Origin of the sequence: Crassaminicella indica (assembly GCF_019203185.1) — a bacterium.
Lineage (GTDB): Bacteria > Bacillota > Clostridia > Peptostreptococcales > Thermotaleaceae > Crassaminicella > Crassaminicella indica.
Genome location: NZ_CP078093.1, coordinates 2,024,792 through 2,046,370 on the forward strand (window position 1 = coordinate 2,024,792; position 21,579 = coordinate 2,046,370).

At 29.8% G+C, this 21,579-nt stretch carries 22 protein-coding genes and 3 pseudogenes; 18 read left to right on the forward strand and 7 right to left on the reverse strand.

Going from position 1 to position 21,579, the window contains the following annotated elements; translation table 11 throughout:
• Positions 1-3: 3 nt before the first annotated feature.
• The 5 genes from aroA to aroQ are packed head-to-tail and all read left to right on the forward strand — an operon-like array spanning position 4 to position 4,418.
• Entirely contained in the window at positions 4-1,302 is a 1,299-nt protein-coding gene (aroA, locus tag KVH43_RS09520) for a 3-phosphoshikimate 1-carboxyvinyltransferase (protein ID WP_420829631.1), read from the forward strand.
• Complete coding sequence (gene aroC / locus KVH43_RS09525) at positions 1,280-2,380, forward strand: chorismate synthase (protein ID WP_218282308.1); 1,101 nt, start codon at positions 1,280-1,282, stop codon at positions 2,378-2,380. The genes aroA and aroC overlap by 23 nt, the downstream gene beginning before the upstream one ends.
• Positions 2,368-3,453: a shikimate dehydrogenase gene (gene aroE / locus KVH43_RS09530; protein WP_218282309.1), complete on the forward strand. Its 1,086-nt coding sequence runs from the start codon at positions 2,368-2,370 to the stop codon at positions 3,451-3,453. Before aroC ends, aroE begins: the two co-directional genes overlap by 13 nt.
• 16 nt (positions 3,454-3,469) lie before the next feature.
• Positions 3,470-3,988: a shikimate kinase gene (locus tag KVH43_RS09535; RefSeq protein ID WP_420829632.1), complete on the forward strand. Its 519-nt coding sequence runs from the start codon at positions 3,470-3,472 to the stop codon at positions 3,986-3,988.
• On the forward strand, positions 3,969-4,418 hold the full coding sequence (gene aroQ, locus KVH43_RS09540) for a type II 3-dehydroquinate dehydratase (protein ID WP_218282311.1): 450 nt from the start codon (positions 3,969-3,971) through the stop codon (positions 4,416-4,418). Before KVH43_RS09535 ends, aroQ begins: the two co-directional genes overlap by 20 nt.
• A 21-nt stretch (positions 4,419-4,439) precedes the next feature.
• Here the strand turns inward: aroQ and KVH43_RS09545 are convergent, their stop codons facing one another.
• A complete protein-coding gene (locus KVH43_RS09545; protein WP_218282312.1) occupies positions 4,440-5,153 on the reverse strand; it encodes a hypothetical protein in 714 nt (237 codons plus the stop codon).
• Positions 5,154-5,301: 148 nt separating this feature from the next.
• Here KVH43_RS09545 and KVH43_RS09550 point away from each other — a divergent pair, with 148 nt between their 5' ends.
• Positions 5,302-5,586 carry a hypothetical protein gene (locus KVH43_RS09550; protein ID WP_218282313.1) on the forward strand — a complete coding sequence of 95 codons (285 nt, stop codon included), beginning with the start codon at positions 5,302-5,304 and terminating at the stop codon, positions 5,584-5,586.
• 153 nt (positions 5,587-5,739) lie between these two features.
• On the opposite strand, the gene KVH43_RS09555 is transcribed toward KVH43_RS09550, so the two are convergent.
• The 3 genes and pseudogenes from KVH43_RS09555 to KVH43_RS13515 form a co-directional block, all read right to left on the reverse strand.
• Positions 5,740-6,570 carry a VCBS repeat-containing protein gene (locus tag KVH43_RS09555; RefSeq protein WP_218282314.1) on the reverse strand — a complete coding sequence of 277 codons (831 nt, stop codon included), beginning with the start codon at positions 6,568-6,570 and terminating at the stop codon, positions 5,740-5,742.
• Positions 6,571-6,756: 186 nt separating this feature from the next.
• Positions 6,757-7,191 (reverse strand): annotated as a pseudogene (locus KVH43_RS09560) (transposase); the annotation flags it as partial.
• A gap of 274 nt (positions 7,192-7,465) precedes the next feature.
• Positions 7,466-7,612 (reverse strand): annotated as a pseudogene (locus KVH43_RS13515) (IS701 family transposase); the annotation flags it as partial.
• Between the two features lie 103 nt (positions 7,613-7,715).
• On the opposite strand from KVH43_RS13515, the pseudogene KVH43_RS09565 reads away from it, so the two are divergent.
• Positions 7,716-8,390 (forward strand): annotated as a pseudogene (locus KVH43_RS09565) (transposase); the annotation flags it as partial.
• A 55-nt stretch (positions 8,391-8,445) separates the two neighbouring features.
• Here the strand turns inward: KVH43_RS09565 and KVH43_RS09570 are convergent.
• Complete coding sequence (locus tag KVH43_RS09570; RefSeq protein ID WP_218282316.1) at positions 8,446-9,024, reverse strand: hypothetical protein; 579 nt, start codon at positions 9,022-9,024, stop codon at positions 8,446-8,448.
• 442 nt (positions 9,025-9,466) lie between these two features.
• Between KVH43_RS09570 and KVH43_RS09575 the strand changes: the two genes are divergently transcribed.
• The 11 genes from KVH43_RS09575 (at position 9,467) to mnmA (ending at position 20,209) form a co-directional block, all read left to right on the forward strand.
• Complete coding sequence (locus KVH43_RS09575; protein WP_218282317.1) at positions 9,467-10,639, forward strand: ABC transporter substrate-binding protein; 1,173 nt, start codon at positions 9,467-9,469, stop codon at positions 10,637-10,639.
• A complete protein-coding gene (locus KVH43_RS09580) occupies positions 10,632-11,705 on the forward strand; it encodes a FecCD family ABC transporter permease (protein ID WP_255547732.1) in 1,074 nt (357 codons plus the stop codon). The genes KVH43_RS09575 and KVH43_RS09580 overlap by 8 nt, the downstream gene beginning before the upstream one ends.
• Positions 11,702-12,487, forward strand: coding sequence for an ABC transporter ATP-binding protein (locus tag KVH43_RS09585; RefSeq protein ID WP_218282318.1), 786 nt, complete (start codon positions 11,702-11,704; stop codon positions 12,485-12,487). Before KVH43_RS09580 ends, KVH43_RS09585 begins: the two co-directional genes overlap by 4 nt.
• 169 nt (positions 12,488-12,656) lie before the next feature.
• The gene (locus KVH43_RS09590) at positions 12,657-13,547 is read left to right on the forward strand and encodes a DMT family transporter (protein WP_218282319.1); all 891 of its coding nucleotides are present in this window, start codon (positions 12,657-12,659) and stop codon (positions 13,545-13,547) included.
• 151 nt (positions 13,548-13,698) lie between these two features.
• Entirely contained in the window at positions 13,699-14,670 is a 972-nt protein-coding gene (locus KVH43_RS09595; protein ID WP_218282320.1) for an RluA family pseudouridine synthase, read from the forward strand.
• Between the two features lie 116 nt (positions 14,671-14,786).
• Positions 14,787-15,311, forward strand: coding sequence for a signal peptidase I (gene lepB / locus KVH43_RS09600; protein WP_218282321.1), 525 nt, complete (start codon positions 14,787-14,789; stop codon positions 15,309-15,311).
• Positions 15,312-15,404: 93 nt separating this feature from the next.
• Entirely contained in the window at positions 15,405-15,821 is a 417-nt protein-coding gene (locus KVH43_RS09605; protein WP_218282322.1) for a CBS domain-containing protein, read from the forward strand.
• Between the two features lie 135 nt (positions 15,822-15,956).
• Complete coding sequence (locus KVH43_RS09610; RefSeq protein WP_218282323.1) at positions 15,957-17,621, forward strand: nucleoside kinase; 1,665 nt, start codon at positions 15,957-15,959, stop codon at positions 17,619-17,621.
• Between the two features lie 109 nt (positions 17,622-17,730).
• Positions 17,731-18,201, forward strand: coding sequence for a DUF456 domain-containing protein (locus tag KVH43_RS09615; RefSeq protein ID WP_218282324.1), 471 nt, complete (start codon positions 17,731-17,733; stop codon positions 18,199-18,201).
• A gap of 16 nt (positions 18,202-18,217) precedes the next feature.
• Entirely contained in the window at positions 18,218-19,048 is an 831-nt protein-coding gene (locus KVH43_RS09620; RefSeq protein WP_218282325.1) for a deoxyribonuclease IV, read from the forward strand.
• Between the two features lie 78 nt (positions 19,049-19,126).
• Positions 19,127-20,209, forward strand: coding sequence for a tRNA 2-thiouridine(34) synthase MnmA (gene mnmA, locus KVH43_RS09625; protein ID WP_218282326.1), 1,083 nt, complete (start codon positions 19,127-19,129; stop codon positions 20,207-20,209).
• Positions 20,210-20,258: 49 nt separating this feature from the next.
• Here the strand turns inward: mnmA and deoD are convergent, their stop codons facing one another.
• Both deoD and KVH43_RS09635 read right to left on the reverse strand, forming a co-directional pair.
• A complete protein-coding gene (deoD, locus tag KVH43_RS09630) occupies positions 20,259-20,957 on the reverse strand; it encodes a purine-nucleoside phosphorylase (protein WP_218282327.1) in 699 nt (232 codons plus the stop codon).
• A gap of 117 nt (positions 20,958-21,074) precedes the next feature.
• Positions 21,075-21,482, reverse strand: coding sequence for a RusA family crossover junction endodeoxyribonuclease (locus KVH43_RS09635; RefSeq protein ID WP_218282328.1), 408 nt, complete (start codon positions 21,480-21,482; stop codon positions 21,075-21,077).
• Positions 21,483-21,579 lie beyond the last annotated feature (97 nt).

Sequence of the window (21,579 nt, forward strand, 5' to 3'; positions counted from 1 at the left end):
TGTGTGAAGAGTGTAGAAATTATTCCATCTCCGTTAAAAGGAAATGTAAAAATTCCTCCATCAAAAAGCTTGAGTCATAGAGCTATTATTTGTGCAGGTCTTTCTGAAGGAGAGAGCCATATAGAAAATATTGCATTTTCTGATGATATTATTGCAACTCTAGAGGCTATGAAGTCTTTTGGTATTATAGCAAGAAATTCAGAAATAGATATTGATGGAATATGTAGTGTTTATATAAAGGGAAAAGGAAAGCTAGAATTATTGAGAAATCAAATCGACTGTAAAGAGTCTGGTTCTACTATTAGATTTTTAATTCCTATGGCAGGGCTTTTGGGAGAAAAGGTAACTTATACAGGGAGAGGAAAGCTTGTTGAGCGACCTCTTGATGCTTATTATAAAATATTTGAAGAGCAGGATATAGCTTATTATAATCATGAAGGAAAGCTTCCTTTAAGTGTAGAGGGGATATTAAAGCCAGGAATTTTCAATATGAAAGGAAATGTTAGCTCGCAGTTTATAACAGGACTTTTATTTGTATTGCCAATCCTTCATAAAGATTCTAAAATAATTATTACAACAGAGCTTGAATCTAAGGGCTATGTAGATTTAACCTTGGATATATTAAAAAAGTTTTCGATATATGTAGAAAATAATAATTATAAAGAATTTTATATTAAAGGAAATCAAAAATACAAGCCTACTGAATATAGAGTAGAAGGAGATTTTTCACAAGCAGCATTTTTCATTGTAGCAGGAATATTAGGAGATGAAGTTGTGTGTAAAGATCTAAACGTAGCTTCTTTACAAGCAGATAAAGCAATTTTAGATATTGCAAAAAAAATGGGAGCGAAGCTATGTGTATCGGACGATTTTATTAAAGTAGAAAAATCAAATACCAAAGGCATAATAATAGATGTATCACAATGTCCTGATTTAGTTCCTATTCTTTCTGTTTTAGGAGCACTCAGCAAAGGAACAACAAAAATAGTGAATGCTGCAAGAGTGCGTATAAAGGAATCGGATCGTTTAAAGGCTATGGCAACAGAATTAAATAAATTAGGTGCAGATGTAAAGGAATTAACGGATGGTTTAGAGATTCATGGGAAAGAACAATTAAATGGTGGAATAGTTGATAGCTGGAATGATCATCGTATTGCGATGGCTTTAGCAATTGCTTCTATAAAATGTACAGGTCCTGTTATAATAAAAAATAGTGATGCAGTAAAAAAATCTTATCCGAGATTTTGGAAAGATTTTGAAAAACTAGGAGGAAAAATAAATGAGCGGTATATGGGGAAATAACATAAAGGTTTCTATTTTTGGAGAATCTCACGGAAAAGGGATTGGTATTGTAATAGATGGCCTTGTAGGAGGGATAACTTTAGAGTTAGATTATATAAAAAGAGAGCTACAAAGAAGAGTACCTGGGAAAAACAGATTATCTACTTCAAGAAAAGAAAAAGATACATTTCATATTTTGAGTGGATATTTCAATAACAAAACAACAGGAACACCTCTTTGTGCTGTTATATACAATACTGATCAGCGATCAAAGGATTATGAAAAAGCAAAATTCATGATGAGGCCAGGACATGCTGACTATACTGGCTATATGAAATATTTTGGAGCTAATGATTATAGAGGTGGAGGACATTTTTCAGGAAGAATAACAGCACCGATTGTTTTTGCAGGAGCAATAGCAAAACAAATTTTAGAGAAAAAGAATATAGTTATTGGAAGCCATATAAAAAGTATAGGATATATAGAAGAAGATGGTTTTGATGCTGTGAATATAAAAGAAGAGCTTTTGAAAAAATTAACGCATAAAGAATTTCCTGTTATGGATGATGAAAAGGAATGTAGAATGAAAGAACTTATTTTAAAAGCAAAGTCTGAGTTGGACTCCATAGGAGGAATCATTGAAACAGCAGTAGTAAATTTACCAGTAGGAATTGGTTCTCCATTTTTTGATTCTATAGAAAGCAAGCTTTCTCATATATTATTTTCAATACCTGCTGTGAAAGGTATTGAATTTGGAGAAGGATTTGGTATGACAAAAATGAAAGGGTCACAAGCTAATGATGAATATTTTATAAAAGAAGATAAAATAAAAACTTATACTAATCATAATGGTGGAATTCTTGGTGGAATTAGCAATGGAATGCCTATTATTTTTAGGACAGCATTTAAGCCTACTCCTTCTATTGGAAAAATTCAAAGAAGTATTGATATAGAAAAAAAAGAGAATATAAAGATGAAAATTGAGGGGCGACATGACCCGTGCATTGTACCGAGGGCAATACCAGTAGTAGAAGCTGCTACAGCAATAGGATTATTGGATCTTTTGATAGAAAAGGATGGGATAGGATGGATGATTTAGATAAGTTAAGAAATGAAATTGATAATATAGATTGCCAAATGGTAAAGCTATTTGAAAGACGTATGGAAACTGTATTAAAAATTGGGGAATATAAAAAGAGAAATCATATGCCTATATTAGATAAGGATAGGGAAGAGATGATTATAAAGAAGAATATTGCTCACTTAAAGAATAGATATTTTCACAAATCAGCGGTAGCATTTTTCGGTAGCATTATGGAAATTAGCAGAAACCTTCAAGAAGAAAGTATTGAAGAAAAGCTAGGCGTGAAGCTTTATGGTCTTATAGGAGAAAAATTAATACATAGTTTTTCTCCTGATATACATGAAAATATTCTTAAAAAGCTAAAGATCAAAGGACATTATCATTTGTTTGAGGTCAAGAGAGAAAATTTAAAGACTGCTTTATATGGTTTAAAAGCTTTAGGGATAAGTGGTGTCAATGTAACAATTCCTTATAAGGTTGATATTATAAAATATTTAGATGAACTTTCAGAAGAAGCTAAAAGAATAGGTGCTGTGAATACAATATGCTTTAAAGAAGGGCAAATAATTGGATATAATACAGATTATTATGGATTTGGTAAGATGCTACATAGAAATGATATTAAAATAAAAAATAAAAAGGCTGTTGTGTTAGGAACAGGAGGAGCTTCAAAGGCTGTTGTGCAGTATCTTTTAGATTATGGAATAGGACAAATAGCTATTGTGAGTCGAGATGCTCATAAAGGAAAAGAAAAGTATAAGGAATTTTTGGTGGTTGATTATGAAGCTGTAAAAGCTTTAAAAGGGTATGATATGATAATTAATTGCACTCCTTGTGGAATGTATCCTCATATAGATTGTTCACCTGTAAAAAAAGAAGAGCTTTTAAATTTTAATACTGCTGTGGATTTAATATACAATCCACAAGAGACTTTATTTTTAAAGAATGCGAAGACAGAAGGATTAAAGGCTGTAAATGGACTTTATATGTTGGTAGGTCAAGCTTTGAAAGCTCAGGAATTGTGGAATGATTTAAAAATTGATTATTCTATTTGTGATGAGGTTTATAAAAAACTTTTAACGATATAAGATTGGTGGCATGAAAATGAGAAATATAGTACTAATAGGAATGCCTGGATGTGGCAAAACAACTATAGGGAAGCTTTTAGCAGAAAGCCTTAATATGAAATTTTGTGATGTTGATGCGTATATTCAAGAAAATACGAAGAAATCTATTTCTGAGATTTTTAAAGAAGGGGAAGCTGTATTTAGAAGCATTGAAAGAAAGGCAGTAGAAAAAATAAGCAAAGAATATAATATTGTCATATCTACTGGAGGGGGTGTAGTAAAGTCTTTTGTAAATATACAAAATTTAAAAAAAAATGGAATCATAATATTTATTAATAGACCAATAGAAAAGATATTTGAAGATATTGATATAAGTACTCGGCCATTGATTAAGGATAGGAAAGAAAAGCTTTATTTATTATATAAAGAGAGATATGCTTTATATAAAAAGTATTGTGATATTGAAGTGATGAATACGCAAACGTTGAAGGAAGTGGTAGAAAAAATTATCAATAGCTTATCAGGAGATGAGAAAATTGAAAATATTAATCATTAATGGACCTAATATTAATTTTTTAGGGATAAGAGAAAAGCATATATATGGAGCAGTAGCTTATGAAGAAATGTGTATATACTTATATGAAAAGGGAAAAGAATTAGGCTTAAAAGTAGATATTGTACAGAGCAATATAGAAGGAGAAATTATAAATTACATACAGAATGCTTATAAAAAGTATGATGGCATTATCATTAATCCAGCTGCTTATACTCATTATAGTATAGCAATATATGATGCGTTAAAAGCAGTAGGTATTCCAACAGTTGAAGTACATATTAGTAACATCCATAATAGAGAAGAATATAGAAAAAAATCTGTTACAGCTGCGGCTTGCATAGGACAAATCTGTGGGTTTGGTATGTATGGATATGTTTTGGCAATGATGGCATTAGTGAATAAAATAGGGGACGGTTTTTTACATGATTAAAGGACAACCGTCCCTTTTTGTTTATTTTTCTGTTGGAGCATCATCTGTATCAGCTTCTATGCTATTATTTTCCTCAGAGCTACTCGTAGAAAGGTTTTTATCATCTTCTTGATCATCATCTTCATCTGTATTATCAAATAATGACATGAGTTTCATCATTTGAGCCATTTTCTTAAAATTATCAATATTTTTTACTTGCTCTGGTGGAAGCATAGGAGCAATTGCATCAATAATATTATTAATTTGAGCAGACATATCTCCATTTTCAGATCTTACTGCCTTTTGTATATTTAAAATATTTTTTACATCTTTTACTTTTTCTGCGACTGATAGAACGTTTATGATTTTTTGTATATTTGCTTTACTGTCTTTATTCATACTCTCACTAAAAACATGCAATGCTTCTTTAAAAAGAGCTATGTTTCGTTTTCCAAATATATTGCCAGACTGAGATACATTTCTTTTTAAGTCATTGAGAGCAGTAGCTTTTTTTACATTTTCTAATAGATTAGACATTTTGTCTAAAGTATTTGTATTAAGGACAGGGGGTTTGGGAGCATCATAATCTCTAGTACTCAATGTAGGTGCTATATTTTTATTTCTTAAAAAAGCAAATAGCAATAGGGGAATGACAAAAATAAATATCTTATTGTTAAATGATGGAAACCTAGCAATGCCTAGTTCATCTACAGGTACGTAAATTTCATTTTGATCAAAGGGAATCAATTCATTCATATTCTTCCTCCTAAAAACAATCTTTGTTTTATCATATGCGAAAGCAGAAATTGTGTTACGAATATATATAAAGATTTCAAGTAATAAATAAATAAAAATAGTCATAGATTTAAGTGAGCGATCACAAAATTATGATGGAGGTGGGAAAATGGATCGAAAGAAAATAGAAAAATTTATAAAATCCATGGGAGATATCCAGCCTACAGATGAGCAGAAAAAGATGATGGAACAAGTGGCTTCTAAATATGGAGATAAAAGTGAAGAAGAGATTATGAAAGAATTAAAAAAATTAAAGAAAAGTATGATGCAGAATACAAAGAAATATAAAAAGCAAATGCAAGCAATAGAGCATATGAAAGATTTTTTAAATGATGATCAGAAAAAGAAGCTAGAAAAAATTATGAAATTTTTAAACGAGGAAAATGAAAAATAGGCTGAATTAGCCTATTTTTTTAGTTCTATAATATTTAGTGTTGGTGAAAACTAACACTAATTTTTTGTATAAAAGAGTCTGTAAATAACTTTGTGATTCTCTTTACCAACACTATTTGACAAAGAGCCAAAATTTTTAGACAGCTTAACATGATTATTTAACTAAATAAGTTGAATACTGAGCCCCTTTTGTATTCCACTTATCATTTTCAAATTTTAAAATTGATTCAACATGAGAAATTGTATCTGCATTACTAGTACCTACTATTCTTTGATATCCTTTCAATTCAAATGTTCCATCTCTATTATAATCAATAGGCTCTAACTGTGAAAATGGATATATCCAAGGTTCTACTTTTTGCAATAACTTCCCTTCTTTATCGTAAATACCTTGTTCTATATACATATCTTTACTAGCACTTACATCTAGTAATACCTTCTTATTTAAATCTTTAAATTCAATTTCCGCCTTATATCCATCTATATATTTCCCATTTATATCAATACCTGCATTTTCTTTATCTGTAAATATCACAGATGGCTTATTATCTTTAAAAGTAGCTATCATATGATCTACTATTCCACCACTTCCTCCTGTAGATGCACTTACCATTACATCTTTTACTTTATCTCCAGTAAAATCTCCTATAAACAACATTTCTTTATCTTGATATCCCCTAAAATCTTTGTATGTTGCTTTTGAATATTCTTTAGTTTTTCCATCTTGAACTACAACAGTTAACGTATCGCAAAATATATCGCTAACTGTTTTTGTTCCAACTAATATAACATTATCTTTAATGTTATCTCCTGTTACATCTTCTAACTTGTAATCTACGACATATGCCTTATCACACATTTTAGTAAATTTATCTCCTATTTTAAATTCATCATTTTGTGCATTTACATTTGCACCCCCCATTGCTCCTAAAGCCAAAACTCCTGTTAATAACAAAACACTTGTCTTTTTTATAAATGCTTTCATATTATCTACCTCCTATATTTATTGTACAAAATTAAATATTTTAAGTGGTTACAAAAAAGTTACAAATTACAAAGTATTTCTATTTTTTATTTCCGATACAATCCATATAACAATAGGAAAAAATACTTGACTATAAAAGTGCAATTTTACTTGAAAAATTTTACAGTTAAATAATCAAAGTCATTTCTATGCAATTTTCAAATACTCAAAAATTTTATTAATAGGTTTACCTTGTATTGCAGCATTATAAATATTAATAACTTGTGTTTTTCTTAAATTGTTTTGTATTTTTTTAAATCCATTGTTGAAACTTAAGGCTACGCCTGAACATAATTTGGAGTAAGTGTAAGCTACTAACATTATTATTAGATATCTAGTAATACTTTTTGGGCTTCTAACTTGATATCCATTTAATCCTAAATTTCTTTTACAATTTCTAAAAAATGGTTCTATTATCCATCTATCGATGTATCGATTTAATATATCTAAAGGTGCTAATGATGTATCTAAAGAAATAAATGCTTTCAAGCATCCATCTTTATGAAATGAATCTTTAGGATAACTTAATACTATAGATACTTTTTTCATATCATTTAATTTTCCAACGTAGTTGTAAATATATAGGTAAACAACATCAACATAAAAAAAAGAAATATATAAAGATAAGTGAATGACTTCGATAACTTTTGTGAAAAAAACTTACTGAAATTTCATGAAAAATACGTTAAGAACCTTCATTGTTTGAACGAAGTGAGTTTTGAAGGTTTAGTATTTTTTCATGGAATAAAGTTTTGTTTTTTCAAAAGTTATCTGGAATGAACTATCTTTTATATTTCATTTTGAAGTTGTTTGCCTATAGTATTCTTTATCTTTGACGGTGACTAAGTCGAAGACTTCCTTTTTTTATTGGTTTTGGAAGAGATTTAATTATATTAGAAGCAATTTCTATTTTGCTCATATTATTTTTATCATAAATTTCTATAGAATAAGGTAAAACTAGGCCATCACAAAAAAGTAAAGCAAGTACAATTTGATGTCCATAAAACTATACTAACACCACAAGGTTTTGCATAAATGTTTTTAATTTTATTGTAATGGAAAATTATTGAAGTGTTTTTGCACTTTCATAGGTTGAAAATAGAAAATTACATTTTCTTGAAAAATATTTTTTAAGATACTCAAAAAAAGCTCGTTATTCTGTTAAAAGAATTATTATGGATATGTATTCACCATATATGACACTTGTTAAAAAGCTATTTCCAAAATCTAAAATTGTAATAGATAAATTCCATATAATTCAGCTTTTTCATAGAGCTTTTAATAAAACTTGTATAAAACTTATGAACTCTAATGATAAAAATTATTATAAATATAAAAAATATTGGAAATTGCTATTGAAAGATGCCTTTAAAGTAGATTATATTAAAATGAGTTTTCATCGTAGTTTTAAGAAAAATATGCGAGAAATAGATATTATTAATTACTTGCTAGACCAAAATTCTGAACTAAAAGCTTCATACAACCTTTATCAAAGTATTTTATATGCTGTTAAAACAAAAAATTATCAATTACTTGAGAGTATTCTTAACAATAATCATTCAGATATATCTGATTACATGAAAACATCTATTAAATCTATTAAAAAGTATAAAGACTATATAAAAAATACATTTGAATGTGATTATACAAATGGATTAATTGAAGGAATTAATAATAAAATAAAGGTAATAAAAAGGATTGCATTTGGCTACAAAAGCTTTTTTCATTTCAAGAATAGAATACTTATAAGTCAAAATTTATTAAAGTTAAAAGCCGTCTAAAACCTATTCGGTTTTAAACGGCCAACAATTAACTTTGTGATTCTCTTTACCAACATTATTTGACAAAGAACCTTTTTTTGCCTGTAATGATATAAATTATATCATCTAAGGAGCTATTAGTTTGAATATTAAAAGTACCTGATTTAAGCTTTGAACTAAGCTTAAGTTCTTCTATTCTGCTAATAAATTTTGCAGTATCATCAATAAGCTCTTTTTCTTTTAAGATTTTAGCAATACCCATTCCAGGAGTACCACTAGGAATATTAATTTTTACAATAGCAGGTCCAGGAGCTATTTGTTGTGGAGGTGTAGCAGTTGTTTCCTCAGAGCTTGAAGCATCAGGGATATTTTGAACTTTTTCTTCATTTTCAGAAATTATGTTCTCATTGCTAGATTCATTTGCTGCTTCATTTATGGTAGGGAGGCTATTATTTTCTTCTAAAGATGCTTGTTTAGTTTCATTGCTTACTTTTTCATTTGGTGTAGCTTCATTAATACCAATAGCAGTTTTTTCTGTAAAAGCTAATGAATCTGTGACTTTCCAAGTAATAACAGTTGTCATTACTAGTATGATTGCAGATGCTAAAAGCAAATCGCTTATTTCATATAACAGATCCTTTATTTTTTCCCACATAGATAATCCTCCCTTTTGATTTTTTGCTGTAATTAAAGGATAGCATAATTTCTTATACTTTTTCAACATATCTATTTAACTTTCTTTTTATAATTTTTTGATCTAATATTTTAATTTTTTTTCATGTTCTTTTTTATCATTATTTCATATGTTAAGCCCCTATAATGAAGTTGAACGACTTAAGTATTTATATATTATTTTAAAATTTTTATTGACAGAAATAAACAATATTGGTATAGTTTGAATTGGAAATGATAATGAATTTCATTTTGTTTAAATAATGAGATTCATTATATAATTATAATTAATAATCAAATGTGTGATAAAAGAATAATGAATCATGTGAATGAAAAAAAGGAGGTGGAGGAATATATTTTTTTAAAGTGAAAAATTTTAAACTGGATAATTATATTAAAAATATTATGAAAAGGTGGAGAATAATATGAAAAAACTAAAATTTTACTTATTTTTAATTGTAGTAGTATTATCATTAGGGTTAATAGGTTGTGGTGATCAAGAGACAGCATCAAATGAAACAAATAATATAGCACAAGAGGCAAATGAAGAAAAAAAAGAGATTAGATTTAAGGATATATTAGGTAGAGAAATTGTGTTAGAGAAGCCAGCTGAGAGAGTATTTCTTGGGTTTTACTTTGAAAGCTTTCTTGCTATAGATGGATCTTTTGATAAAGTAGCTGTTATGTCAAAAGGAGAGTGGAGAGACTTTTTTTATTCTCAATATGTAAAATATGAGCAAGACATGCCAGAGCTTAAGGATATAATGGACTCAGGCTCTATTTATTGTGGTAAATTTAGTATGGAAAGATTAATCAATGCAAATCCAGATGTAGCTATTTTAGCACCATTTCAATATGAAACATTAGGAGAAAATGTTCAAAAACTTGAAGCTGCTGGGATTCCAGTAGTTGTTGTAGATTATAATGCGCAAACTGTTGAAAAACACATTGCTAGTACTGAAATCATAGGAAAAGTAATGGGAAAAGAAGAACGTGCAAAACAACTTGCAGATGAATATGTAGCAGCAGTAAAGGATGTTCAAAAACGTGTAGAAAAATATAAAGATTCCCCTAAACGTGTGTATATTGAGTTAGCTAATAAGGGTGCTAAGGTATATGGAAATAGCTATGGAAATTATATGTGGGGAAATCTTGTGAAGTTAGCAGGTGGAAAAAATATTGCTGCTGAAAAAATTAAGAGTTATGGTGCATTAAGTCCTGAGTATATATTATCAGTTGATCCAGAAGTGATTTTCTTTGCAGGTTTAACTTTTAGTGATCCAAGTAAAGATTTTATCCCAATGGGATTTAATGTTGATGATGAGGCAACTCAAGAAAAACTTAAGGATTATCCTAATCGTCCTGGTTGGGAGAGATTAACTGCTATTAAAAATAAAGAAGTTTATTGTATGGATCATTCTGGATTAAGAAGCTTATATGATTATGTTTATTTACAATATATTGGAAAAGCTTTATATCCTGAAGCATTTGAAGATGTAGATCCAATAAAAAATCACAATGCTTTTTATGAAAAGTATCTTCCAGGAATTGATGCGAATGGAAACTTTATGACAAAGTGGAGGGTGGATAATGAATAATCCAAGTGCTGTAATGCAAAAACGTAGTCACAGCATTGACGGAAAGGCTGTTTATAGAAAAATCAATCAAAAACGTAGAGTTATATTTTTTTCCATATTAGCAAGTATGATAGTAGGGTTAATAATTGATGTAATGGTTGGCCCAGCATGGTTGAGTATAAGTAATGTTATAAATGCTATAAAACAAGGGCCTGATGCAAAAGGATTAAGTATTGCTATTGTATGGTCTGTAAGATTACCTATGACCATGACTTGTATTTGTGTTGGAGCATCATTAGGTATGGCAGGAACACAAATGCAAACGATTTTAGGAAACCCTCTTGCAAGTCCTTATACTCTTGGAATATCTGCTGCAGCAGGTTTTGGTGCAGCGCTGGCTTATCTTACAGGTTTTCCTGTTAAGGATGCGTTGTGGATTAGTGTTCCTTTATCGGCTTTTATTATGTCGTGTGCTGCTTGTTTGACTATGTATGTATTAGGAAAAATCAAGGGGATAGATTCAAAGACTATGGTTTTGTTTGGGATTGTTATTAACTTTTTCTTTCAAGCTCTGCAATCCTTAGTTCAGTTTAGTGCTACACCAGAAGTAGCTCAAGAAATTGTTTTTTGGATGTTTGGTAGTTTATTAAAATCTACTTGGACAGGTGTTGTTGTAAGTGGTGCGATTTTTATCGTAGGTTCTTTAGTTTTATCTCGTTATGCTTGGAAGCTTACTTCTCTTTCAGCAGGTGAAGAGAGAGCAAGAAGTCTTGGAGTTAATACAGATAGATTGCGTCTACATGTATTTATCATTAGTGCAGTCCTTACAGCAGGGGCAGTTGCCTTTGTAGGAACAATTGGATTTATTGGTTTGGTAGCTCCACACTTTGCACGTTTACTAGTAGGCGAAGATCAGCGTTACTTATCTCCTTTATCAGCATTGTTTGGTGCACTTTTAATGCTTACAGCTTCAATTATAGCCAAAATAGTTGTGCCTGGAATCATAGTGCCTATTGGAATTGTAACATCATTAGTAGGAGTACCATTCTTACTCTACTTAATTTTAAGGAGGTCTGAAGTAAGATGATAAAAATGAAAGTTTCAAATCTTGCTGTTAGTTATCAACATAAACCAGTAATTAAGGATGTTTCTTATACCCTTAAGGGTGGTGAAATGACATCAGTTATAGGGCCTAATGGTACAGGTAAGACTACTATGATTAAAGCGATTGCACATTTGATTAAATATAAAGGAAAGGTAACTTTAGAAGATTCAAATGGTCAACCTATTTCTAAGAATAAAATTGCTTATGTACCACAAATGTCAACAACAACAACTACGTTATCTGTATTTGAAATGGTTTTATTAGGAAGAGTAAAAGAACTTAGTTGGAAGGTAGAAAAGCATCATCTTGATGCAGTAACACAAATGCTAGATGGGCTTGGATTATTATCGCTTAGTGATAGGCCATTTTGCAGACTAAGTGGAGGCCAGCGTCAGTTGGTAACAATGGCTCAGGCATTAGTTTCAAAACCAAAAGTATTGCTACTAGATGAACCTACCAGTGCACTTGATCTTAGGCATCAACTTCAAGTTCTTGATGTAGCACAACAATATACAAAACAAGAAGGAATTATTACAGTGGCAGTGCTTCATGATCTTGCTTTAGTAGCACGTTATAGTGATAATATTCTTCTGTTACATAATGGTTATGTAGAAAAAGAAGGATTACAAAGAGATGTATTAAAGAAAGATTTATTACAAAAGGTTTATCAAGTGGAAGTAGATGTAAGTGTTAGTAATAAAGGATATACTACAGTAACTCCAATAAGACCTTGCAATATTAAACAACTAGAATATACTGCATAATTTTTTATATATAAATAACTCAAATATATTTTAATAAATTTGCATATCGATATCTGAGAGTGTTTGATTTAAAAAAACAAACTACTCTCAGATATTAAATTATAAAGGGAAAAGCTTTGTAGTATTAGAATATGGGGTAGATATTATATTTAAAGAAAAGGAGAAAAAAATGAAAAACGGTGTAATTCTTGCTATTCTATCATCACTTGTTTTTAGTATTATGAATGCTTTTGTAAAGGCAGTCAGTTTATCAGTTCCCTATGCGGAGGTTGTATTTTTTAGAAGTATTATAGGAACCATTCTTATTTATTTAATAATGAAACGCAATAAAGTTGGATTCTTGAGGAAAGGTATACCGTTGCTTGTATTAAGAGGTGTTTTGGGAGCTCTTTATCTGCTTGCTTATTTCTATACTATTTCTAAGATACCTCTAGCAGATGCAAGTATATTGGTACATTTATCACCTTTCTTTGTGATTGTTTTCTCAGTTATTTTCCTAAAGGAGAAAATATCCAAAAAAACAATTTATCTGCTTCCAATTGTTATTTTGGGTGCTATGTTAGTTATTCAACCATTTAATTATTCCACTTACTCTATATATGCGTTGTTTGGTATTATTAGTGCTATATTTTCAGCAGGCGCATCAATAACTATACGTTATTTGAGTAAAAAGCACCATACCTATGAGATTATTTTTTATTTTCTTGCAACAGCTACCTTAGTATCTATTCCCCTTATGTGGAATGATTTTATTATACCGACAGCTCGTGAACTTTTTTACCTTGTATGCATTGGAACTGTTTCTTTATTAGGGCAAGTATTTTTAACTAAAGCTTTTACTCACGAGAGTGCTGCTGTTGTAGCTGTAACTCGTTATATAGGTATTGTTTTTAATGGAATGTGGGGATTTTTATTTTGGACAGAAGTGCCGGATATGCTAACTGTTTTAGGAGGAGTACTTATTGTAACTGCTTGTATAGCTCAATCATGGAAAAAACAAAATGCAGTTATATCAGATAAAAAAACAAAAAATAACAAGCTAAATATGAAAGTACAATAAGAGAGTGAAAGCTCTCTTTTTTTATGATTATGAAATATTGTGCCTTTAATTTTTAGGTTTGATGCTTAAAAATTAAACATTCTTTTGATTTCATATTTTGTTATGATAATATGGTGGTAGTTTACGATATAATAAAGTAGAGGTGAAAAATATGAGAGAAATACACGTAGGAAAAAATGAGGCAAATCAAAGAATAGATAAATTTCTTAGAAAATATATGGCAAAGGCTTCGTTGAGTTTTATTTATAAAATGATTCGTAAAAAAAATATTAAGGTAAATAAAAAGAGGACAGAAAATCACTACATATTAAAGGAAGGGGACAATATTCAGCTATATTTAAGCGAAGAGACTATAGAAGGATTTATTGAAAAAAAAGAGATCAAGAAGATAAAGAGAACTTTCAGTATTGTCTATGAGGATAAAAATGTTTTATTGGCAGAAAAGCCTCAAGGACTTTTAGTGCATGAAGATTTAAAAGAAAATGAAAACACATTGGTGAATCAAGTAATAAAATATTTATATGATAAGAAAGAATATAATCCAGAAGTAGAAAAAACTTTTGTTCCTGCAAGTGTAAATAGACTTGATCGAAATACTAGTGGGATTGTAATATTCGGAAAAAATAATAAAGCTTTACAAAACTTAAATGAAATGATTCGAAAAAAGGATGCCATAAGGAAATATTACTTAACTATTGTAAAAGGAAAACTAGAAGGAAAAAAGGAACTTAGAGGATATTTAATAAAAAATGAAAGAAAAAATAAAGTAGTAGTTATCGATAAGAAAAGGCAGGGTGCAAAAGAGATTCATACAATTTATCGATCAATTCAAACTAACGGACAATACAGTTTAGTAGAGGTTGAAATCATTACAGGTAGAACTCATCAAATACGTGCACATTTAGCAAGCATTGGACAACCACTCGTTGGAGATAGCAAATATGGAGATATAAAAATAAATGAATTTTTCAAAAAAAAATTTGGATTAAAGCATCAGTTTTTACATGCTTATAAAATATCTTTTAAAAAATGCATTGGAAATTTAGATTATTTAAATGGAAAAAGTTTTTATTCAGATTTGCCAAAAATATTAGAAAATATAAAAACAGATTTATTTTCATAATCATTATAAAAACGTATATGAAGGTGTATTAAGGGAGAAATCCTAATTCTTGATTGTTCAAATTTCAAATACATGATAGAATAAATTGTACTGAAGTTTAATAAGGAGAGATAAAAATGAATAGAAAAGAGCTTGTAGAATGGATTAAAACCATAGTTATATCTGTAGTGATTGCAATGGTTATAACACAATTTGTAAGACCTACCTTGGTTAAGGGTTATTCTATGTATCCAACTTTGAATGAATATGATTATTTGATTATTAATAAAATTCCTTATATGATGCATGAACCAGAAAGAGGAGATATAGTGGTATTCAAATCCCATTTAAAGACATTAGAAGGAAAAGATAAAGATCTAATTAAGAGAGTGATAGGTGTTGCAGGAGATAAAATAAAAGTGACAGATGGAGAAGTTTATGTAAATGGAGAAAAATTAAATGAACCATATATTAATGGAGATTATACTCCTGGTGAGGTTGAGCTTGTGGTTCCAAAGGATATGATCTTTGTAATGGGAGACAATAGACAAAATAGTTTAGATAGTAGAGATGAAAGAGTAGGACCTGTTAAGATAGATGTTGTTAGAGGAAAGGTTTTGGTTAGATTATATCCATTTAATAAAATCGGAAAGGTTAAGTAAAAAGCTTAGGAAATTTGCCTAAGCTTTTTTGTTTATTTTTGTGTTTAATTGCACATGATAAATAATGAAAAATATTAAAGGAGGTTGATTGTAATGAAAGTTAGAGATTTGATGACAAAAGAAGTATCTTTTGCAAATACTAATACACCAATTAGCCAAATTGCAACAAAAATGAGAGATTTAGATGTAGGATCTATTCCAGTTTGTGATCAAAATAATCGTGCAATTGGTATTGTTACAGATAGGGATATTGTTCTTCGCAGTGTTTCAAATGGAAATATTGATGTAAATGCACAAGACGTTATGTCAGGTCAATTAGTTTATGCAACACCAGATATGCATGCGCATGAGGCAGCAAAGCTTATGGCAGATAATCAAATAAGAAGGCTACCTGTAATAGAAAATGGACGTCTTGTAGGGATACTATCCATAGGAGATTTAGCTACTGTAAACATTTATATAAATGAGGCTGGAGATGCTTTAAGCGATATTTCTCAATCAAATAAATAAAATATGTAAAGAAAGGGAAGTTCCTGAAAAAAACAGGAACTTTCTTTCATTTATGGGAAGATTAAATGTTTAATTTTGGGTATAATAGAATATGAAATAGATTCATAAAACAACAATCATAAGGGGGAGTGCAAGATGAATACTGATAAAAAAATAAAGATTGTCATTGATGGTGAAAAAGAAATAGAAGTTTATAAAGGAATTACCCTAAAGGAAATCAGTAAAAAATTTAAAGATAATACTAGATACATTATAGTTGGCGCAAAAATGAATAATCAATTAAGAGAATTAGACTATGAAGTACATGAAGATGCTAATATTGAGCTTGTTGATTTATCTACAGCAGATGGAATAAGAATTTATCAAAGAAGCTTATCCTTTGTTTTTATAAGAGCAGCTATGGAAATTCTATCAGGCTGTAAAGTAACTGTTGAACATTCTTTAAGCAAGGGCTTGTATTGCGAAATACATTATAAAAGGGAAATAACAGAGGAGGATGTTAAAAGAATTGAAGCTAGAATGAGAGAGATCATTGAGGAGGATGTACCTTTTACAAAGAGTAGCGTATCTATAGAAGAAGCAAAGAGAATTTTTAAAGAATTAGGACTAGAAGCTAAAACTGAGCTTTTAGATTTTAGAAAAAGCCCAGAAATAAATATATACAGCTGTGGATGGTTAAAGGATTATTTTTATGGGTATATGGTTCCAAGTACAGGTTATTTAAAATTGTTTCAGCTAAAATATTATGCTCCGGGAGTAATTATACAATATCCTGAAAAATATAATCCAAATGAAATTCCTCCCTTTGAGGAACAAAAGAAGCTTGCGAATATATTTAGAGAAGCAGAAAAATGGGGAGAAATAATGGAGGTTGGCTATGTTGCCAATTTGAATAAAAGGATTATAGATAAAGAGTATCCAGAGCTTATTAGAATAGCAGAAGCTCTGCATGAAAAAAAGATTGCACAAATAGCAGATAAGATTACAGAAAAGAATAAAAGAATTATCTTAATTGCAGGACCATCTTCTTCTGGAAAAACAACTTTTGCTCAGAGACTAGCTATTCAGCTAAAAGTAAATGGATTAAAACCTGTGGCATTATCGGTAGATGATTATTTTGTTGATCGAGAGCTTACTCCAAGAGATGAAAATGGCGAGTATGATTTTGAAGCATTAGAAGCTGTGGATTTAGATTTGTTCAATGAGCATCTTACAAGATTGTTAAATGGAGATCGTGTAGAAATTCCCACATTTAATTTTCATAAGGGATTGAGAGAATATAGAGGAAAATTTATGCAAATAAAAGAAGATCAGCCAATTATTATTGAAGGAATACATGGACTCAATGATAAATTAACAAAAGATATTACTCAAGATAAAAAATTCAAAATATATGTTAGTGCATTAACTCAATTAAATATTGACGATCATAACAGAATACCTACTACAGATACTAGACTTATTAGAAGAATTGTAAGGGATAGTAAATATAGAGGACATTCTGCTCTTACTACATTAAAGCTTTGGAATTCTGTTAGAAGAGGAGAAAAGAGAAATATTTTTCCATTTCAGGAAGAAGCAGATATTATGTTTAATTCTGCTTTGGTATATGAATTAGCAGTCCTCAAAAAATATGCAGAGCCTCTTTTAAATGAAATATCAGAAGAAGAACCGGAATATACAGAAGCAAAAAGACTTTTAAAATTCCTTCATTACTTTGTTTCTATAGAAGAAGATAATGTTATCCCTCAAACTTCTATCATAAAAGAATTTATTGGCGGAAGCTGTTTTGAAGAATAAATTTATTGTAAATTTAAAAGCAGTGAAAAAATCACTGCTTTTGCTTATTTAAAAAATGGTTGAAATAAAGAAGCTTGGGTAAAATTTTATTGTAAAAGGGAGTGTTTTTGTGCTATTTGTAGTAATTATTCTGATGATAATAGGTCTAATAGGCAGCTTTATACCTGGAATCCCTGGAAATGGATTGATTTTTTTATCAACATTAGGATATGGTATGTTTACAAGGTTTGAAAAGATAAGTGTAAGTTGGATTATATTTTTTGCAGTTCTTACTATTTTAGCTTTTATATTTGATTATGTTTCTAGTATGCTAGGAGCAAAGAAATTCGGGGCTACAAAACCAGGAATTATTGGAGGAATATTAGGAGGCTTTATTGGATTCTTAATGTTAAATATACTAGGATTATTAATAGGTCAATTTTTAGGTACATGTATAGGAGAATGGTCTTATGGAAAAGAGTTAAAGGATTCTATGAAATCAGGTGTTGGAACTATTGTTGGATATATTTTAGGGGTTGTAGTGAATACAACTATTGGTTTAACGATAATAGGAATATTTTTAATAAAAGTATTAAGATAGAAAGGTTGTGAAAAAGATGTTGAATATAGGGTGTCATTTATCAATATCAAAAGGTTTTTATAAAGCAGTAAAAGAAGCATTAAGTATTAATGCTAATACTTTTCAATTTTTTACTAGAAATCCAAGAGGAGGAAAAGCTAAAGAACTAGATTTAGAAGATATAAAAAAATCAAACGAGCTAATGGAAAAAAATAATTTTTCATTTATTTTAGCTCATGCTCCATATACAATGAATTTATGTTCAGCTAAACCAGATATTCGTGAATTCGGAAAGAATATATTAAAAGACGATTTAGAAAGGTTAAAACACATTCCAAACAGTTTATACAATTTTCATCCTGGTTCTCATACAGGACAAGGAGTTAAAAAGGGTATTGAACAGATTATAAATGCATTAAATGAAGTAATAAAAGAAGATATAGACACTTGGATTTTATTAGAAACAATGAGTGGAAAAGGAACAGAAGTTGGAAAATCACTTGAAGAACTTAAACAAATTATTGATGGAGTTAAATATAATGATAAAATAGGCTTATGTTTAGATTCGTGTCATTTGTATTCAAGTGGTTACGATATTGTGAATAATCTTGATGGAGTCATTGAAGAAATTGATAATATTATAGGACTTAATAGGGTAAAAGCATTTCATTTAAATGATAGTAAGCATGAGTTAAGTAGTAATAAAGATAGACATGAATTAATAGGAAAGGGAACGATAGGGTTGGATGCTATTATAAATATTATAAATCATCCTAAGCTGTCGCATCTTCCATTTATATTAGAAACACCTAATGATGTAAAAGGTTATGAAGAAGAAATAAAAATTTTGAAAGATAAATATAGATAAAAAACTTCAAAGCTTATTCACTTATCCTTATATATTTCTTTTTTGAAGCTTAGTAAAATGAAAAGGTGATAAAAATTGATGAGCAAAAATAAAGTAGCTGTTGGCTTAAGTGGTGGTGTTGATAGTACTGCTACAGCGTATATTCTTAAAAAAGAGGGATATGATGTTATAGGTATTACAATGATTGTCTGTGATGAATATGACAAGGATTGCAATGTAATTGAGCCTAAGTTTGTAAAAGATGCAAAACGAATTGCTAAAATTCTTGATATCCCTCATTATATAGTAGATTATAAAGATATTTTTAAAATAACTGTTAAAAAGGAGTTTGAAGAGGAATATTTAAAAGGCAGAACACCTAATCCATGTGTTACATGTAATCGGATTATAAAGTATGGAAAACTCATAGAAACTGCTCATAGCTTAGGTGCATATTATATTGCTACTGGTCATTATGCTACTATTCGTTATGATAAAGAGCTAAAAAGATATCGAATTTTTAAGGGCGTAGCAGAAAGAAAAGACCAGGCATATAATCTTTATTCTTTGAGTCAAGAACAATTAAAGCATATATTATTGCCTCTTGGGAAATTTAATTCAAAGGAAGAAGTTAGAAAATTGGCATTTGAAATTGATCCTATGATTGCAAAAAAAAATGATAGTACAGGTATATGCTTTGTTCCAAATGAAGATCATATATCCTATCTTACATCTGTATCTTCAAATGCATCAAAAAGTGGTAATTTTGTAGATAAAACTGGAAAAATAATTGGAAAACATAAAGGAATTGTTTATTATACAATTGGACAGAAAAGGGGACTTGGAATAAATTGCAATCGCCCAATGTTTGTAGTTGCAATAGATGCTGAAAAGAATGAGATTGTTCTTGGAGAGGATCAAGATACTTATTCAATAGGATTAATAGCTAAAAATGTAAACTTTACGCTTTTTGATAAGCTAGAAGAGGAACTTAGAGTAGAAGCAAAGGTTTGTCAGTGGGGATGGTTTTTACCTGCTACGGTTTTTAGCTTAGGAAAAGGATGGGTTAAAGTTATATTTGATAAAAAGGAACGAGCTATTGCACCAGGACAATCAGTAGTATTTTATCATGGAAATGAAGTTATTGGTGGGGGGATCATAGAATCGGTTATAAAGGAATAATAAATTATATATAAAAAAATGAGGGAATTGGTATGAATCGATTCCCTCATTATGCTAACTCTAGTCCAATTTCAATCATATCTGTTAATGTTTTTTCTCTTTCTTGAGCTGTTGTTTCTTCATGTGTAACTAAGCTGTCGCTTACAGTTAATATTGCAAGGGCATTCACACCTAGTTTAGCTGCATTCATATAAAGAGCTGCTGCTTCCATTTCTACTGCTAATACACCCATATCTGCCCATTTTTTCCAAGCATCTGGATCTGCATTATAGAAAATATCACTAGAAAGAACATTTCCAACCTTTGTAGGAATCCCTTTTTGGTCAGCAATATTTTTAGCTTTTAATAATAATTCAAAGCTAGCTGTAGGAGCATATGTTCCAGGTAGACCGTACTGTTGAGCATAGCTTGAATTTGTTGAAGCACTCATTGCTAAAATTACATCACGAACCTTTACATCTTTTTGATAGGAACCACATGAACCAATACGAATTAAGTTTTTTACACCGTATTCTGTGATCAGTTCATGAGAATAAATTCCTATTGATGGCATTCCCATACCTGTTCCTTGCACAGAAACTCTCTTACCCTTATATGTTCCTGTATAACCATACATACCACGAACCTCATTATAGCATGTTACATTTTCTAAAAAGTTCTCAGCTACGTATTTTGCACGTAGTGGATCTCCTGGTAAAAGAATCGTTTCTGCAATATCACCTTTTTTTGCACCTATATGTACTGTCATCTTTATTCCTCCTCTAAAAAACTTTAATTATGGTGCTTAATATTATTTTCTCTTATTTTGTCTTATTTCGTCAAGAGGTATTTGGAAATTTATGTTTAAGATATATTCAATAAAGGGTTATTTTATAGGATCAACAGAATAGTTTACTTTATATTTACTAGCTTCATATAATTCTATTTCAATTCTAGGATTTTCTTTATCAATATAATCAAATAACAAAACAGGCTTTAGCTGTTTATCGTTTTTGATGATCCCACTTTTTTCAATACCATCACAAATACTTTTAGGGTAATTGTGCAAATCTCCCATTCTTTTGTCTGGGAAATAAAGATTAATAATAGTAATAATGTTTCCCTTTAAAGGAGGTCCATCATACTGTTGATTAATAAAACCAGCAATTTTATTTTCATAAGCAATATATTTGCTGTGTTTACCTTGTCTTGGCATCCAAACCTGTCCATGAACGTTTTTAAGCTTGAAATTTGATTTACTGATAGGTTTACCAGGTACAGAAATTTTTATCATTTTTACACCTCCAGAGGATATTCTAACATAGATCTAGCATATAATAAATTAAAGATACTTTATGAAGTTATAATATTGTTAAAATGTGGGAAAACTT